This is a genomic window from Leisingera aquaemixtae, assembly GCF_001458395.1.
Classification (GTDB): Bacteria; Pseudomonadota; Alphaproteobacteria; order Rhodobacterales; family Rhodobacteraceae; genus Leisingera; species Leisingera aquaemixtae.
Genome location: NZ_CYSR01000032.1, coordinates 58,755 through 74,534, shown reverse-complemented (window position 1 = coordinate 74,534; position 15,780 = coordinate 58,755). Strand labels below are relative to the sequence as shown.

The window sequence follows — 15,780 nt, the reverse complement described above, 5'->3', positions numbered from 1 at the left end:
GTTTGCCGCAGCCTGCAGGGGCCGCTGAAACCCGCCGTGCAGCCGGCAGCGGCGCCCTTCAGAACAGGAAATCATCCGCATCCAGCTGGCCGGGGCGCAGGTCCTCCAGGAAGATCCTGCCCGACCCGGTGCCGATCAGCGTGCCGCCGTCCGCCCGGCTGATGTTCAGGCCGTCAAACCCGTCCGCCGCCGCCCCGCCCAGGTCGATCAGGTCCGTGCCCGGCACGAAATCCGCGACCGTGTCGCGGCCGTGGCCGCTGGCAAAGACAAAGACATCGGCGCCGCCCTGCCCGGCCAGCTTGTCGTTGCCGCCGCCGCCCTCCAGCCGGTCATCGCCGCTGCCGCCTTTCAGCAGGTCGCGGCCGCCGCCGCCCTGCAGGCGGTCATCACCGCCGCCGCCCGCCAGCCGGTCATCGCCGCCGCCGCTTTTCAGCAGGTCGCTGCTGCCGCCGCCCGTCAGCCTGTCATTGCCGCCGCCGCCGATCAGCCGGTCCGCGCCGCCGCCGCCCTTCAGCAGGTCGCCGCTGCCGCCGCCCTTCAGCATGTCATCGCCGCTGCCGCCCATCAGCCGGTCCGCGCCGCTGCCGCCCTTCAGCAGGTCGCTGCTGCTGCCGCCCTTGAGAGTGTCGCTGCCGGTGCCGCCGTCCAGCCGGTCGCGGCCGCTGCCGCCCAGCAGCAGGTCATCGCCGCTGCCGCCCTTGAGGGTATCGGTGCCGCCGCCGCCCGCCAGCACGTCGCCGCCCGCCAGGCCGTCCAGCAGGTCGCTGCCGCCGGTGCCCGAGATCCGGTCGCTGCCGCGGCCGCCGTAAAACCCGCCGCCGGGCAGGGTCACGCCCGGGGCCTGGCGATCCGGGAAGGCAAACTGCAGCGAGGGGCCGAACACATCCTCCAGCGCCAGCGCGCCGCCGCCCTCCTGCACCAGCAGGATCCGGGTCTCCCCCGCTTCGATCTCGATGCCAAAGCTGCGCCCGCGGCTGTCCAGCTGGGCGGCGCTGTAAAGGCCCTCGAACAGCGACAGGTCCAGCCGGTCCTCGCCGGGGGTGAAGCCGCGCACCGTCACCGCTTCGGCCGCCGGGTTGATGACAAAGACATCGGCGCCGCGACCGCCGTCCAGCGCGCCGCCGCGGGCCCCTGCCACCAGCACGTCGTCGCCGGCCCCGCCAAAGATGTCCGCGCCGCTGCCGCCGCCGTCCAGCACGTCATTGCCGGCGCTGCCGTCCAGCCGGGCGGCGCCCGCCGCCGCCAGCCGCACCTCCCCCAGATCCGCCAGCGGCAGGGTGAACTGGCTGATGCCGCCTGCCGCGCCGGAGGCGGCAAAGACCTGCAGCGCGCCGCCCGCAACCGCCGCTTCCAGCGCGGTCACGTTCTGCAGCCCCAGCCCGGGCATATGCTCCAGGCTCTGCAGGTGGATGAGCCCGGCGCCCGGCGCCAGGGTGAACAGGCTGAGGCCGCCGTCATTGCCCGCCGCCAGCACCAAAACATGGCCCTCCGCCTCCACCACCTCCAGCGCCGCAACGCCGCCAAAGCGGGTCATCGCGGTGTCCATCAGCTGGGTCTCAAGGCGCAGCCCCCCGTCCGCCGCCACCTGCACCAGGGTGAGCGAGCTGCTGCCCGCAGCGCCGATCAGCGCCCAGGATTTGCCGAAGGCCTCAAAGCTTTCCAGCGCGGTGATGCCGGAGACGGACAGCCCCTGCGCCGCGCCCAGATCATCTGCCGGGGTCAAGGCGCCGGTGGCAGCATCGGCGCGGCAGCTGTGCAGCCCTTGCGCATCCGCCGCCAGCAGCACCGGGCCGCCCGGCGTCTGCACCGTGGCCAGCAGCGCCGCCGGATCCAGCTGCAGGGCGCCGCTGCCGCCCGCGGCGGCGGTCTGGCCCTGCACATCGCCCGCCGCATCCAGCTGCCAGCCCTGCAGCGCGCCGCTGGCGGCCCCCACCGCGTAAAATGCCGTTTTTCCGCCCGCCAGCTCCAGCAGCGCCACCGCGCCAAAGCCGCCCGCATCGGCGCCCGCCAGCGCGTCGCGCTGCTGGCCGCCCAGGCTGCCGCCGTCCTGCAGCTCGTAATAGGTCAGGTCGCCCCCGCTGGTCTGGCCCTGCACCAGCCGCACCGCACCGCCCGCCTCGGCCAGCTGGACCGGGCCGGTGCGCAAGCCGGCCGCGCCATGCAGCTGCTGGCCCGCCAGCTGCGGCAGGCTGCCGTCGCCGGACAGCTGCCAGCGGCTGATGCCGCCATTCAGGCCGGTGACGGCATAAAGCGTGGCCTGGCCGTCCTGCACCGCGATTTCCAGATCGCGCAGGCCGGTGCCGAAAATCAGATCCTCCGTGCCGAACCGTCCGGTGAATGCCAGTGCCATGACCCGCTCCTTTGCGCTTGCGATCCGGGACTCAGGCTGGCGGGACCGCCCGGCACAAAGCGGGAAGCAAAACGGGCGAAATCAGGGACATTGTTTACAGATTGATGACAATTGCGCGAACAGGCCGGGAACGGGGCGGGAACAGGCGCCCCCGCCCCGCCCTGCCCCCGCCCTGCCTGCAGCCGTTGCGTTTCCGGCGCACGCCCCGTTAGCCTGCGCTTGACCCGGCTCTGGCACTCTGGCGCGGATCCCGTTTCCCGCCACAGCCGGAGCCCGCGCCCCATGACCCAGTCCTCGCCGATCCTTGCCCTGCCCTATCTGATGCCCTCCCAGGCGCAGAAACATGTGACCCACAACGAAGCGCTGCAGCTGCTGGATGCGCTGGTGCAGCTCAGCGTCGAGGGGTTCGATGCCGCCACCCCGCCCGCCAGCCCGGCCCCGGGCGAGAGCCATGCGCTTGGCGCGGCGCCGCAGGCGGCCTGGGCCGGCCATGCCGGCGAGATCGCGGTCTGGCAGGGCGAGGGCTGGCTGTTCCTGCCCCCCCGGCCCGGCTGGCGCGCCTGGGGCCTGGCGGAGGCGGAGCTGAGGGTCTGGGACGGCAGCGCCTGGATCCTGCCGCCCGCCGCAACCCAGAACCTTGCCCGGGTCGGGGTGGGCACCGCCGCCGATGCCGCCAACCCGCTGGCGGTCTCCGGCCCGGCAACGCTGCTGACCCATGCCGGAGCAGGCCATCAGCTCAAGGTGAACAAGGCCGCCAGCAGCGACACCGCTTCCGTGCTATTCCAGTCGAACTGGAGCGGCCGGGCCGAGATGGGGCTGGCGGGCGATGACGATTTCTCGGTGAAACTCTCCGCCGATGGCAGCAGCTGGAGCACCGCGCTGGCGCTCAAGGCAAACGGCCGCGCGGGCCTTGGCACCGCCACCCCGGCGGCGCATCTGGAGATTGCCGGCGGCAGCGCCGACTACCTGCTGGCGGGCAGCGGCAGCCCGGATTTCCGGCTCGGCGCGGACGGCAACGGCAGCTGCACCGGCGCCTGGTCCGGCGGCGGCGCCGATTACGCGGAATGGTTCGAATGGGCCGACGGCAACCCCATGGCCGAGGACCGCCGCGGCCTCAGCGTGGTGCTGGAGGGCGCCAAAATCCGCCCGGCGCAGCCCGGCGAGGTGCCCATCGGCGTGATCAGCAGCACCCCGGCGGTGATCGGCGACGGCGATCTGGACGGCTGGAAGCACCGCTGGCTGCGCGACGCCTATGGCGGCCTGCTGCGCGATGCGGCAGGACAGCCGCAGGAAAACCCCGCCTATGATCCCGGGCGGCCTTACGTGCCGCGCTCAGAGCGCCCGGAGTGGGCGCTGGCGGGTCTTCTGGGCAAGCTCCGCCTGCACCGCGGCCAGCCCGCAGCGCCGGGCTGGACCCGGATGCGGCAGATCTCCGCGGAGGTGGAGGAATGGCTGGTGCGCTGAGGCCCGCGGGGGTCTTGGCAGGAGCCGGTCTGCCCGCCGCTGCGGGCCGCTTGCAGGCCGCGGCCTCAGCGTGTTCCGGCGGTCAGGCCAGCCGGAGGCGCACCTCCATGTCCATCGCGCGGCATTCCAGCAAGTCCCCGGGTGCGGCGGGCACCGCCGGGCTCAACCCTCCGGTTGCGATCCACTGGCCCTGCGCCAGCGGCATGCCATGGCGCCGGGCGAGGGCCAGGAACTCCTTCGCGGCCCCGACCGGGCCGCCGATGATATTCCCGCTGCCGCCTTCCGCTGCCGCTGCGCCGTTGCGGCGGAAGTGCGAAACGAATGCAGCCCCGCAGCGCGCAGCGTCGAAGGGCTGTACCGCGCCAATCCAGAGCGCCCCGGCGCCTGCCCGGTCGGCCATCTGCCCGGTCAGCAGGCTCTTTGCCCCGTCCGGCAGGACACTGGCCGGGATCTCGAAGCCCAGCCCCATGCGGGCAAACGGCAGCTCAGCCTCCAGATCATCCCCCAGCTCCAGCATGAGTTCCGGCTCCGCCAGCGGCGCATGCAGGCCCGCAAGACTCAGCACATCCGTCCCGACGGCCACTTCCCGCGGCGTCAGCGGCCCGAAGAAAACCTCGGCATTGGCAAAAACCTGCCGGGACCAGGGGTTCGCGCCGCCAATCTTCCAGGCCGCCACCTCCGGCGCCTGGCTCAGCCCCGCCGCATAGGCCTCTTCCACCGCCCGCGGCAGATCCTGTGCCGTGATACGGGCAGCCTCGCCTTTGGCACGGGCGTCCTGCAGCGCGCTGACCAGATGATTCATGGCATTCTCCAGTTCCAGTTCCGGCCCGCGCAGGGCCCCGGCGCACCCTAGCCCCTTCTACTGGAAGAGGAAATACCGGCGCGCGCCGCAGCGTCTTGCATCCCGGATTCCCGATCAGTAATGTCGCGCAAAAATGAGCAGCCCAGCCGCCTGCGTACGGTTCATTTGGCACACCCCTATACGTGTGCTATCAAGCAGCAAAACATCTAATACAGGAATTCCTCATGACGCTACGCACCGCCATTATCGGCTATGGCAAGATGGGCAGGATCCGCCACGAAGCCATGGAACGGCATGGCGGCTTCGAGGTTGTCGTGGCCTGCGACACGCAGATCGATCCGGACGCCACGGTGCCGATGGTGACCGACCCGCTGGCAGTCTACGGCTATGACCCGGATGTCATTGTCTGCAGCGTTCCCAATATGATGATTCCGGATGTGGTGTGCGAAGCGCTCGCCCGCGGCAAGCATGTGTTCTCGGAAAAACCGCCCGGGCGCAATTCCCAGGATGTCCGGCGCATGCGCGAGGCCGAGGCCGCAAACCCGGGGCTGGTGCTGAAATTCGGGTTCAATCACCGCGTCCACGACGCCATCGAAGAGGCCAAGAAGCTGATCGATGCCGGCACGATGGGCGATCTCTACTTCATACGCGGGGTCTACGGGAAGGCCGGCGGGCCGAACTATGCCCAGAACTGGCGCAACGATCCCGAGCAATCCGGCGGCGGCATCCTGATCGACCAGGGCATTCACATGCTGGATCTGTTCCAGATGTTTGCCGGCCGCTTCACCGAGGTGCAATCCTTCGTGCAGCGCAAGTTCTGGACCGAGGTTCCCGTCGAGGACAACGCATTCGCGCTGATGAAAAACCCCGACGGGGTGATTGCTTCGGTGCATTCCTCCGCCACCCAGTGGCAGCACACGTTCCGGCTCGAGCTTTACATGCGCAACGGCTTCATCTCGGTGGACGGGATTCTCTCGGCCTCCGGCAGCTACGGCACCGAGGTGCTGACCGTGGCGCTGAACCGGCTCGACAAGGACGGCAACCCGATCCCGAACCCGGAGTGCCAGGAAATCCGCTTTACCGAGGATCTGTCCTGGGACAAGGAAGCCGCGGAGTTCCACGCCGCAATCGCCGATGGCATGCCGGTCCGCAGCGGCACCTCCGGGCAGGCCCTTGACGTCATGGAACTGGTGGAAGCGATCTATGCCGCCGATCCGGAATGGAACGCCCAGCTGAAAAGCCGGGTCATCAGCGCCGCCGAGTAAGGGCCCCAAAACCAATGCAAACCCCCGTCTTCCTTGACCACCTGCCTGACATTTCGACCGTCACCGGGCGCAAACCCGAACTCTACCGGCTGGCCCGCAACAGGGCGCTGACCGATTTGCAGCTGAACGACAATGCTGCCTGGCACAGCCGCAGCACGTGCCCGGCCTGCGGCGAGGACATCGCCAGGAGCCGGATTTTCAGCCGCAATTTCCTGCCCTTCCACCGCTGTCAGGGCTGCAACAGCATCTATTCCGCAAAAGTGCCTGCTCAGCAGGAACTGGACCGGCTGCGCCAGGAACTGCCCGCGGCCTCACCGCCGGACAGCGGCGAGGACCGCGAATTCGAGTTTATCTCCCTGCTGAACTGGATCAGCCTGACAGAAGCCCGGACCGAAACCCGGCTGGAAACGGTTCTGGACTACCGCTTCTGCTCTCAGGCCCCCGGCTTCGAAGACGCCGCCAGCCGCCTGAGCCATAAACGCAGCTGGCGCTTCCTGCCGCTGCAGGCCGGTGCGGAAGACGGTTACGGGCAGCTGCGCCAGGTGCTGCGCGAACACGCGCCCAAGGCGGTGCTGGTGCAGGCGGAAATGGACCGGGTCGCAGATCCCGCCCTGCTGCTGCGCACCATCCGCGAGACGGTGGCCAAGGGCACCGTCGTCTTTATCGGCACCTCCTGCGCCGACGGCTTGGAATATGAAATTCTCGGCGCGGATTCCCCCAGCTTCATCCCGCTGGACCGGCTGAACCTGTTTTCCGTCAAGGGCTTCGAACAGCTGGCCCGGGACAGCGGATACACCGTTCTGGAGGCCTCCACCCCCGGCCGCCGCGATGCGGTGCTGCTGGAGCAGCATTTCAACAGCGCCGAAAATGAACACATCCCCTTCTGGTCGAGCTTCTTCCGGGAGGCCAGCAAAGACCGGCTGCGCGACCTGCAGATCCTGCTTCAGCGCAGCCTGAAATCGGGCGTGATGCGTTTCGCCCTCCAAACCTGACAGGACTTCCGCACTATGACTGCCCTTTTCCCGACGACCCCCTTTGACAGCTGCGCCGGTTTTGCCGCCGAGTATTTCGCCACCCTGGCCGCCGCCGTGCAAGCCAGCGACCTGAGCGTGCTGGACAAGATTGCCGCCCTGGTCAAAGAAACCATCGACAATGGCAATTTCATCTACATCTGCGGCAACGGCGGCTCCGCCGGGATTGCCAACCATTCGCTGTGCGACTTCCTGAAATGCGTGCGCACTGACACCGACCTGATGCCGCGGGTGATGTCGCTGGCCGCGCATACCGAGATGAATTCGGCGCTGGCCAATGACATCTCCTATGACGAGGTCTTTGCCTATCAGCTGCAGTCCATGGGCCGCCCCGGCGACCTGGTGTGGACCGTCAGCTCCTCCGGCGATTCCGAAAACGTGGTGCGCGCCCTGCAGGTGGCGCGCGAAAAAGGCATGGCCTCGGTGTCCTTCACCGGGTTCTCCGGCGGCCGCTCGCGCGAGCTGGCGGATCTGAACGCCCATGTGAACGCCCAGAACTACGGCGTGATCGAAGACGTCCACATGGCCTTCATCCACATCCTGACCCAATACCTGCGCATGGCGAACATGGACCAGAGCCTGCTGGGCCAGCGGAAGTTCTGAGCGATGCGGCCGGACCTGCCCGCGGGGCTGCACGACGCACTCTGCGGCCTCCTGCCCCGCCTGGCGCAGGAGGTCTTTGCTCAGGAGGCCGTCACCCGGGACAAGGGCAGCGACGGGCTCGACCTGGTGACCTCGATCGATCTGGCCATGCAGGCCCGGCTCGAGGAGGAGCTGGCGGCGCTGCTGCCCGGCTCCGCCGTCACGGGCGAGGAAGGCTACCGCGCCGGCCAGGGCGACGGCCCTCTTTGGCTGGTGGATCCGCTGGACGGCACGGTGAACTTCGTTGCCGGACTGCCCGCCTATGCGGTCGCCGTGGCGCTGATCGCCGGCGGCCAGCCGGTGCTGGCCGCGGTCCACGACGTTCCGAACGGCACCACCTATTCTGCCATCGCCGGCCATGGCGCCTTTGCAGACGGCGCGCCGCTGGTGCGCCGCCGCCATGCCGCCCGGCTCGCCATCGTCAGCTCCGGCCTGCTGCAGGATCTGGCCGCGCGGGCGCCGGACCAGCTCGCCGCCCTGCTGCAGGATTTCAAGCTCCGCAATTTCGGCAGCCAGGCCCTGCACCTCTGCTACGCGGCCGCCGGCCGGGTCAGCCTGGTGGCCAGCCGCGAAGCCAAGGGCTGGGACGATCTGGCCGGCGCGCTGATCGCGCAGGAGGCCGGGCTGGCCTATGGCAGCTACGCCGCCGCCGCGGCGCCGCGGCCGATGGACCAGGACCAGCTGAGCCTCTGCGCCAGCCCCGGCCTCTTTGACACCTATGCCGCCGTCTTTGCCCGCTCCGCCGGCTGAAGCGGCCCCTTCAGATAAGGACCAGACCCGTCATGAAAACCGTTGCCATGATCCCCGCCCGCATGGGCAGCCAGCGCCTCAAGAAAAAGAACCTGGCGCCGCTGGCAGGCCAGCCGCTGATCACCCATGCGATTGAGAAGTGCCAGAAATCCGGCTGTTTCGACGAGATCTACATCAACTCCGAAAACGCCGAATTCGGCCAGTTCGCCGAGCAGTACGGCATCAAATTCTACCAGCGCCCGGAAGAGCTGGGCAATTCCGTCGCCACCTCCGAGCAATTCGTCTACGACTTCCTGAAAAACGTCGGCTGCGACCTCCTGATCCAGGTCCATTCGATCGCGCCGCTGCTGAGCGCGCAGGAGGTGCAGGCCTTCGCAGAAGCCTTCATCGCCTCGGATGCGGATGTGATGCTGTCCTGCATCGAGGACCAGATCGAGGTGGCGTACCAGGACCAGCCGGTCAATTTCACCTTTGCCGAAAAGACCAACTCGCAGGACCTGAAACCAACCCAGCGGGTGACCTGGTCGATCACCGGCTGGCGCGCGAAATCCTATATCGAGGCCGTCGAGGCGGGCGGCCTGGGCACCTACAACGGCAAGATTGCCTTCTATCCGGTTGACCCGATCTCCGGTCATGTGATCAAGACCCAGCAGGATCTCGACATCGCGGAAGCGCTGCTGAGCGTTCTCGGAAAAAAATAACACAGGCGGGCTGACCATGAAGGTACTGGTATCCAACATCATGATGCTGAACGAGCGGGAGCGGTTCGACGCGCTTTTGCGCGCGCGCGGCGTGGAGCCTGTCTGGCCCGAGGTGAACCAGTTCATGACCGAGGCGCAATGCCTTGAGCTGGCCGGGCAGTTCGACGGCTGGCTGGCCGGCGACGACCAGATCACGGCAGCGGTGCTGGAAGCCAGCCTGCCGCGGCTCAAGGTGATCTCGAAATGGGGCACCGGCATCGACTCGATCGACCTGGAGGCCGCCAAGCGGCTGGGGGTGCCGGTTTGCAACTCGCCCGGCGCCTTCCGCGATGCGGTCAGCGAATATGCCATGGGGCTGCTGCTGGCGGCCACCCGGCGGCTGGCGCGCACCGACCGGCTGGTGCGCCAGGGCGGCTGGCCCAAAGGCCGCTTCCCCGGTCTCACCGGAAAGACCATGGGGGTGGCCGGCTATGGCGCCATCGGCCAGGGCGTGGGCCAGCGCGCCCGCGGTTTCGGCATGGAGGTGATCGCCCACGACCCCTATATGGACAGCGCGCCGGACGGCACCCCAATGGTCTCTTTCGGCCAGCTCCTGGCGGACGCCGATGTGATCTGCCTGTGCTGCAACCAGACTGCGGACAACTACCACCTGTTGAACGCAGCCGCGTTTGAGCAGGCCCGCGACGGGGTGATCGTGGTCAATGTCGCCCGCGGCGGGCTGATCGACGAGGCTGCGCTGACGGCCGGCCTGCGCTCCGGCAAGGTGGGCGCGGCGGCGCTGGATGTCTTTGAGACCGAACCGCTGCCGCAGGACCACCCGCTGCTGCAGTTCGAGAATGTCGCGGTGTCGAGCCACAATGCCAACAGCACAATCGAAGCCATCGAGTATGTGCACGCCAATACACTCGAAAACCTGTTCAAGCATCTGGCTGCCTGACCGGTGCTTGCGATGCATGGCTGCGGCATAAGACACCGTCTGCAGGGGTATAGCCCCGAACTCGGGCCGGCTGCGGCCAATGCCTTCGATGTGCAGGCGTGGGCCCGGGCCACCACGCTTGAAGCCTTCGGCATGGAGCTCTGCGTCCGCCAGGGGGCGGTGACGGTCAGCCTGCGCCAGGTTATGCCGGACGGCAGCCTGCCGGAGTACTGCCGCCTCGACTGCCCGGCACCGGGATCGGCCTTCAGCCCGCCGGTCTTCACCGCGCAGACACAGGGCGTGCTGCTGCCGGTGGTCGAGGCCGCGTCGCCGGACGCCGTCTACGATCTCTATTTCGGCACCAACGAAGCCCCGCTCCTGCCTGCCGCAAGGACCGCCTTCATCCTGGAGGGCTCCGGCCCGGACCTGGACGCCGCGGCAGCCGCCTTCGGCCGGTTCCTGGAGGAACACGCCCGGCATGGCGCCGCAGAGGCCGCGCATCTGGTTCTTGTGGACAATGAGGACGCCGCCCCGGCCCTGGCCGTCAGCCGCCCCGGTGCCGGCGTCAGCCGCATTGCCAACGGCGCCACCGGGGTCCCCGGGACCGGCCGCGGCCTCTACGAGGCCTGCTACGGCAGCCTGGCGGCAGAAGGCTTCACCCATCTCTGCCTGCTGCGCGCGGGGCGGCGGCCGCAGGCTGGAATGTTCGCCCATGCGGCCGCCTTCATGCGCTTCCTGCGGCCCGAAGCCTTTCTTTGTGCGCCGCCCGCGGACGGCAGCGCGGATGGCGCGGATCCGGCGGCGCTGATGCGCAGGGCACAAACCGCCGCAACAGCGCCCTGGGACTGGTGCTGCCTGGATGCGCGCAGCATTCACCGCCACGGGCTGCCCTGCCCGTTCCCGGTCCCGGCCGCAGAACGCGAATACAGCGCCCGCCTGCAGCGCGCGGGGCTGCAGCTGGCCGCTCCGCTGTCTTTCCAGCCGGCCGCGGATCAGGCCCCGCCCGGCTATGGCGCGCAGCTGACCCTCAGGGCCTTGCAGGGAGAGCTGGCGGATCCGGACGCGCTGCGGGCCGAATTCTCTGCCGCGGTGCGCAGCCGCGCCGCTGCCGGCGGCGCCGGCGGCGCCGGCGGCGCCGGCGGCGCCTGGGCGCTGATGAATGAGATGGATGCCTTCCTGGCCGGGCCGGAAGCAATGGTCCTGCCTGCCGCCCGGCCGCCGCGCCCGCCCCTGCGGCCGCCGTTCCGCTCCTGGCGGCTGCAGCGCCGCCTGCGCCGGCAGCTGCGGGCGCTCAGCCGCCTGCCGCAGCTGGTCCAGCGCTGCTCAGCCGCCCGGGCGCGCCTGGCCACGATTGCCTGCTGGGCGCAGATGGCCGGCAACCAGCCCGCGGCAGATCCCGCCCTGGTCCGCCCCGGCCGGGCGGAGACGGCCCTGCAGCGGCAGCGCGAACTGGCAGCGCTGCACCTCAAGGCCGACACGTTTCACCGGGCCGAACAGAACGCCAGGTCGCGGCAGCTGCGCCAGCTTGAGGACCAGCTGGCGCACAACCGGCTGCTGGATACCGCCCGGGCCCATGCGGACCAGGACCGGGCCAGCCAGATCCTGCTGAGCGTTCTGCGCAACCGCCACAAGGGCGCCCGGGCCGTGATCGTCGGCAATGGGCCCAGCCTGCGGGTTTCCGATCTGGACAGGCTGCACAACAGCGTCACCTTTGCATCCAACAAGATCTACCTGGCCTACGAAGACACCTGCTGGCGCCCCGATTATTACTCGGTCGAAGACCACCTGGTGATTCAGAACAACTGGGAGCGGATTGCCGGGCTGGAAGGCAGCCTGAAGATCTTTCCGGCAAATGTGCGCGACTTCGGCTATCACGCCGCCGACACCGTCTTTGTGCCCTTCCGGCCGCCGCGCTCCTTTGAAGACCCGCTGTCGGACCCGGACTTCCCGGCGTTCAGCGAGGATCTGAGCCACGGCATCTGCTGGGGCTCGACCATCGTCTACAGCCAGATCCAGATGGCGCTGTTCATGGGCTGCGCCGAGATCGTCCTGATCGGGCTCGACCACAGCTACGTGCTGCCCAAGGTCAAACAGGGCAATACGTATCTGCATGCGGGCGAGCAGAACCATTTCCACCCCGGCTACCGGGAGACCGGCGAGCGCTGGCACCAGCCGAACCTGGAGGTGCTCGAGGTCTCCTATGCCCGCGCCCGCGCGCGGTGCGAAGCCCGCGGCGTGCGGGTTCTGAATGCCTCGCGCCAGACCCGGCTCGAGGTTTTCGAACGGGCCGCTTTCGACACCCTGTTCCCGCCGGGAACCCCGGCAAAGGAAACCGCATGACCGCCACCGTCTTTGACAGCCGCAGCTGCGTTCTGGGCGAGGGCCCGCTCTGGCATCCGCAGCGCCAGCAATTGTTCTGGTTCGACATCATGAGCTGCAAGCTGCTGTCGCGCCTGGGCTCCCGGCCGCTGGAATGGCAATTCGACCGCCATGTGAGCGCCGCGGGCTGGATCGATGAAACCCACCTGCTGATCGCCAGCGAAACCGGGCTCAGCCGGTTCGGCCTGGAGACCGGGCGCGAGGAAATGCTGTGCGAAATCGAGGCGGACCGGCCGGAAACCCGCTCCAATGACGGGCGCGCCGACCCCTGGGGCGGCTTCTGGATGGGCACCATGGGCAAGGCGGGCGAGCCGGGCCTGGGCAGGCTGTACCGCTGGGCCCGGGGCGAGCTGCGGGTGCTGGACAGCGGCCTGACCACCCCGAATGCGATCTGTTTCGACCAGGCGCGCGCCTGCGCCTATTACAGCGACACCCGGTCCCGGATCATCTGGCGCCAGCCGGTCGACCCGGACACCGGCTGGCCGGCCGGGGACAAGACCGTCTTTATTGACCTGCGCGCCACGGACAGCACACCGGAGCACAAGCCGGACGGGGCCGTGGTGGATGCCGAGGGCTGCCTGTGGAACGCGCAATGGGGCGCGGCGCGGGTGGCCCGCTACAGCCCCGAGGGCGCCTTCCTGAGCGCCGTGGAGCTGCCCACCGGCCACACCTCCTGCCCGGCCTTCGGCGGGGCGGATCTCACCACCCTCTACGTCACCACCGCCACCCAGAAGCTGCCGCCGGACCCGGCAGGCTGGCAGCAAACCGCCGGCCGGACCTTTGCCGTGACAACTCCCGCGCGTGGCCGCCCCGAACCCCGCATCCAGCCTGACCCTTCTGTAAAGCCCCGAGTGCCATCATGAATATTGCCCCCTCCGTTTCACCCGCAAATGCAGCGTCCCGGAAACACCCGGAACAGGAGCGGTTTTCTCCGATCCGGGGAATTTACCCGCTGCAGCGCCATGTCCGGGAGTTCGGAGCCAGCGCTGTCAACGCCTTTGACCTGGATGCCTGGCGCCATGCCACCACCCTGAACTGGCTCGGCACCCGGCTGGTGGTCCGCTCGGGCGAGGTCCGGGTGGCGCTGCGCCATATCGCGGGCGACGGCACCGTCACCGTTCTGGCGCGGCTGCAGCAGAGCGGCCCCGGCACCCAGGTTTTCCCGCCGCTGCGGCTGGCGGATCTGGACGGCGCCCTGCTGCCTGAGGTCGAGCATGCCGCCCCGGGCTCCAGCTATGACATCGATTTTGTCACCGATGACCAGCCCGTCAGCCCGCATCTGCGCATCAACTACATCTTCTGCACCTTCAAGCGGGCGGAATATGTTCAGCACAACGCCGATGTCTTCCGCGACTACATCCGCCGCCGCCAGGCCGGGAACGAAGCGCATCTGACGGTTGTCGACAATGGCAGCGGCAGCGAGGACAGCGCCTGCGGGGTGCAGCCGGACGCCAATGTGTCCGTCTTTGCCAACGGCAATACCGGCGGCGCCGGCGGGTTCGGCCGCGGCATTTATGAAAGCTGCTACGGGGCGCAAGCGGAACAGGGCTTCACCCACGTCTGCCTTCTGGACGACGATATCTACCTGCATCCCGAAATGTTTGCCCGCAACACCGCGTTCATGCGCTTCCTGAAGCCGGGCTTTCACGTGGGCGCGCCGATGTACCCGGCCTCCTCGCAGAACAGGATCCCGCGCCGCAGCGCCTGCTTCGGCCACAAGTACCGCGGCTCGGTGCATCCCAGCGACAGCGCCCTCGGCGCCGGGCTGGACACGGCCGACATTCCGGCCTTCATCCGCATGGACCGCCGCCCCGACAGCACCGGCTGGTGGTGGAGCTGCGTGGCCGTGGCGGATATCCACCGCATCGGCCTGCCCTATCCGTTCTTCATCAAGATGGATGATGTGGAATACGGGCTGCGGCTGCGCGATGCCGGGGTGGAACTGGTGATCCCCTTCTCCTTCTGGGTGCTGCACGACGATTTCGAAGAGAAATATTCCGCCGCCATGCAGTACTTCCGCTTCCGCAACCGCTGGGTGCTGCTGGCGCAGCAGGGGCGGCTGGACGATCCGGACGGTTTCGCGGCAGAATTCGACCGCTTGGTGCGCGGCTTTGTCGGAGCCCGCAAATACGAGCACGCCCAGCTGCTGCTGGATGCGATGACGCATTTCCTGCAGGGGCCGGACTACCTGGTCCGCAACGAGGATGCCATTCTGGCCGGGATTTTCCGCATTGTGGCGCAGGAAAAGAACAGCCCGATGCCAGAGCCGCCCGGCGGCGCCCCCGTGGTGAACGGTCTTGAGCCGCCCGCCTCGGAGCGCACCCGCTGGCTGAACGGGCGCAGCTGGAACAACCATTTCCTGCCGCTGAAGGAGCAGGTGGCCATCGACACCACCCGTCCCTCCAAGCCCGCCGACTGCCGCCGCGGCAAGCAGGTGAGCTACTGGAATCCGGAAAAAGGCGTCGGTTTCACCGTGACCCGCGACTCGCGCCGGGCCCTGCGTCAGATGCTGGCCCTGCGCAGCCTGCGCCGCCGGATTCCCGCCCGGCTGCCGGCCTTGGGGCCGTGCTACCAGGCCGCCCGGGCGCATCTGACCTCGCAGGCGTTTTGGGCCACCTACGGCAAGCCCGGCGAAGCGCCGCGCCTGGCCGCCGCCGCACAGGAAAGCACTGCGCTGCGCGACATGCGCCGGGCGATGGCAGCGCTGCAGCAGGCCCAGGCCGGGGCTGCTGGCCGCGCCCGCGCCCCGGTCACCGATGAAGACAACGCCTTCTTGAACGCCATGCGCAACCGCTACCTGGGCCAGCGCTGCTTTGTGCTGGGCAACGGCCCCAGCCTCACGGTCAGCGACCTCGAGCTGCTGAAGAACGAGGTCACCTTTGCCGCCAACAAGATCTATCTCTGCTTTGACGAGACGGACTGGCGGCCGACCTTCTACTCGGTTGAGGATCTGCTGGTGGCGCGGAACTGCCGCTCCGAGATCCTGGCGGTGGACCGCACCACCAAGATCTTCCCGCATCACATGCTGCCCTTCCTGCCGCGCCAGGCCAACCACCATTATGCCCGCTGGCTGCCGCCGGCCGACAACCGCTCGCCCTTCCGGGAGTTCTCCGCCGATCTCACCAAGGGCATCTGCTGGGGGTCAACGATCACCTATTCCATGCTGCAGATGGCGGTGCATATGGGGTTCCGGGAGATCTACATCCTCGGCCTGGACCATTCCTACGTGGAACCCAAGACCAAGCAGGACGGGGCGCTGGTGTCGGAAGGCGAGGTGAACCATTTCCACCCGGACTACCGCAAGCCCGGCGAGAAATGGCATTACCCGGTGCTGGACCGGCTGGAGCATTCCTACCAGTTTGCCAAGGACTACTGCGATTCAATCGGTGTGCAGGTCTATAACGCCAGCCGGTTTTCCAAGCTGGAGATCTTCCCGCGGGCGGATCTGGATGCGGTGCTGGGACGCAAATAGGCGCATGA

At 68.5% G+C, this 15,780-nt stretch carries 12 protein-coding genes; 10 read left to right on the top strand and 2 right to left on the bottom strand.

Annotation, left to right across the window (positions count from 1 at the left end; translation table 11 throughout):
* Nucleotides 1-58: 58 nt before the first annotated feature.
* A complete protein-coding gene (locus tag PHA8399_RS18950) occupies nt 59-2,350 on the bottom strand; it encodes a calcium-binding protein (RefSeq protein ID WP_058287667.1) in 2,292 nt (763 codons plus the stop codon).
* A 282-nt stretch (nt 2,351-2,632) separates the two neighbouring features.
* On the opposite strand from PHA8399_RS18950, the gene PHA8399_RS18945 reads away from it, so the two are divergent.
* Nucleotides 2,633-3,814 (top strand): peptidase G2 autoproteolytic cleavage domain-containing protein, encoded by a 1,182-nt coding sequence (locus tag PHA8399_RS18945; RefSeq protein ID WP_058287666.1) that lies wholly within the window; start codon nt 2,633-2,635, stop codon nt 3,812-3,814.
* An 82-nt stretch (nt 3,815-3,896) separates the two neighbouring features.
* Here the strand turns inward: PHA8399_RS18945 and PHA8399_RS18940 are convergent, their stop codons facing one another.
* Nucleotides 3,897-4,616, bottom strand: a complete 720-nt coding sequence (locus PHA8399_RS18940) for a hypothetical protein (protein ID WP_058287665.1) — start codon at nt 4,614-4,616, stop codon at nt 3,897-3,899.
* A gap of 224 nt (nt 4,617-4,840) precedes the next feature.
* On the opposite strand from PHA8399_RS18940, the gene PHA8399_RS18935 reads away from it, so the two are divergent.
* The 9 genes from PHA8399_RS18935 to PHA8399_RS18895 are packed head-to-tail and all read left to right on the top strand — an operon-like array spanning nt 4,841 to nt 15,772.
* Complete coding sequence (locus tag PHA8399_RS18935; RefSeq protein ID WP_058287664.1) at nt 4,841-5,881, top strand: Gfo/Idh/MocA family protein; 1,041 nt, start codon at nt 4,841-4,843, stop codon at nt 5,879-5,881.
* Nucleotides 5,882-5,895: 14 nt separating this feature from the next.
* Nucleotides 5,896-6,873 carry a class I SAM-dependent methyltransferase gene (locus PHA8399_RS18930; RefSeq protein WP_058287663.1) on the top strand — a complete coding sequence of 326 codons (978 nt, stop codon included), beginning with the start codon at nt 5,896-5,898 and terminating at the stop codon, nt 6,871-6,873.
* A 15-nt stretch (nt 6,874-6,888) separates the two neighbouring features.
* On the top strand, nt 6,889-7,515 hold the full coding sequence (locus PHA8399_RS18925) for an SIS domain-containing protein (protein ID WP_058287662.1): 627 nt from the start codon (nt 6,889-6,891) through the stop codon (nt 7,513-7,515).
* A 3-nt stretch (nt 7,516-7,518) separates the two neighbouring features.
* A complete protein-coding gene (locus PHA8399_RS18920) occupies nt 7,519-8,304 on the top strand; it encodes an inositol monophosphatase family protein (protein ID WP_058287661.1) in 786 nt (261 codons plus the stop codon).
* A gap of 32 nt (nt 8,305-8,336) precedes the next feature.
* A complete protein-coding gene (locus PHA8399_RS18915; protein ID WP_058287660.1) occupies nt 8,337-9,005 on the top strand; it encodes an acylneuraminate cytidylyltransferase family protein in 669 nt (222 codons plus the stop codon).
* Nucleotides 9,006-9,021: 16 nt separating this feature from the next.
* Entirely contained in the window at nt 9,022-9,942 is a 921-nt protein-coding gene (locus PHA8399_RS18910; protein ID WP_058287659.1) for a phosphoglycerate dehydrogenase, read from the top strand.
* A gap of 3 nt (nt 9,943-9,945) precedes the next feature.
* Complete coding sequence (locus tag PHA8399_RS22600) at nt 9,946-12,261, top strand: motility associated factor glycosyltransferase family protein (RefSeq protein WP_158509279.1); 2,316 nt, start codon at nt 9,946-9,948, stop codon at nt 12,259-12,261.
* Entirely contained in the window at nt 12,258-13,163 is a 906-nt protein-coding gene (locus PHA8399_RS18900) for an SMP-30/gluconolactonase/LRE family protein (protein WP_058287657.1), read from the top strand. The genes PHA8399_RS22600 and PHA8399_RS18900 overlap by 4 nt, the downstream gene beginning before the upstream one ends.
* Nucleotides 13,160-15,772 (top strand): glycosyltransferase family 2 protein, encoded by a 2,613-nt coding sequence (locus PHA8399_RS18895; protein WP_058287656.1) that lies wholly within the window; start codon nt 13,160-13,162, stop codon nt 15,770-15,772. The genes PHA8399_RS18900 and PHA8399_RS18895 overlap by 4 nt, the downstream gene beginning before the upstream one ends.
* Nucleotides 15,773-15,780: the final 8 nt, after the last annotated feature.

Excerpts from the sequence above, each read along its gene's own strand:
- PHA8399_RS18950 (WP_058287667.1), bottom strand. The coding sequence starts at position 2,350 with ATGGCACTGGCATTCACCGGACGGTTCGGCACGGAGGATCTGATTTTC.
- PHA8399_RS18945 (WP_058287666.1), top strand. The coding sequence starts at position 2,633 with ATGACCCAGTCCTCGCCGATCCTTGCCCTGCCCTATCTGATGCCCTCC.
- PHA8399_RS18940 (WP_058287665.1), bottom strand. The coding sequence starts at position 4,616 with ATGAATCATCTGGTCAGCGCGCTGCAGGACGCCCGTGCCAAAGGCGAG.
- PHA8399_RS18935 (WP_058287664.1), top strand. The coding sequence starts at position 4,841 with ATGACGCTACGCACCGCCATTATCGGCTATGGCAAGATGGGCAGGATC.
- PHA8399_RS18930 (WP_058287663.1), top strand. The coding sequence starts at position 5,896 with ATGCAAACCCCCGTCTTCCTTGACCACCTGCCTGACATTTCGACCGTC.
- PHA8399_RS18925 (WP_058287662.1), top strand. The coding sequence starts at position 6,889 with ATGACTGCCCTTTTCCCGACGACCCCCTTTGACAGCTGCGCCGGTTTT.
- PHA8399_RS18920 (WP_058287661.1), top strand. The coding sequence starts at position 7,519 with ATGCGGCCGGACCTGCCCGCGGGGCTGCACGACGCACTCTGCGGCCTC.
- PHA8399_RS18915 (WP_058287660.1), top strand. The coding sequence starts at position 8,337 with ATGAAAACCGTTGCCATGATCCCCGCCCGCATGGGCAGCCAGCGCCTC.
- PHA8399_RS18910 (WP_058287659.1), top strand. The coding sequence starts at position 9,022 with ATGAAGGTACTGGTATCCAACATCATGATGCTGAACGAGCGGGAGCGG.
- PHA8399_RS18900 (WP_058287657.1), top strand. The coding sequence starts at position 12,258 with ATGACCGCCACCGTCTTTGACAGCCGCAGCTGCGTTCTGGGCGAGGGC.
- PHA8399_RS18895 (WP_058287656.1), top strand. The coding sequence starts at position 13,160 with ATGAATATTGCCCCCTCCGTTTCACCCGCAAATGCAGCGTCCCGGAAA.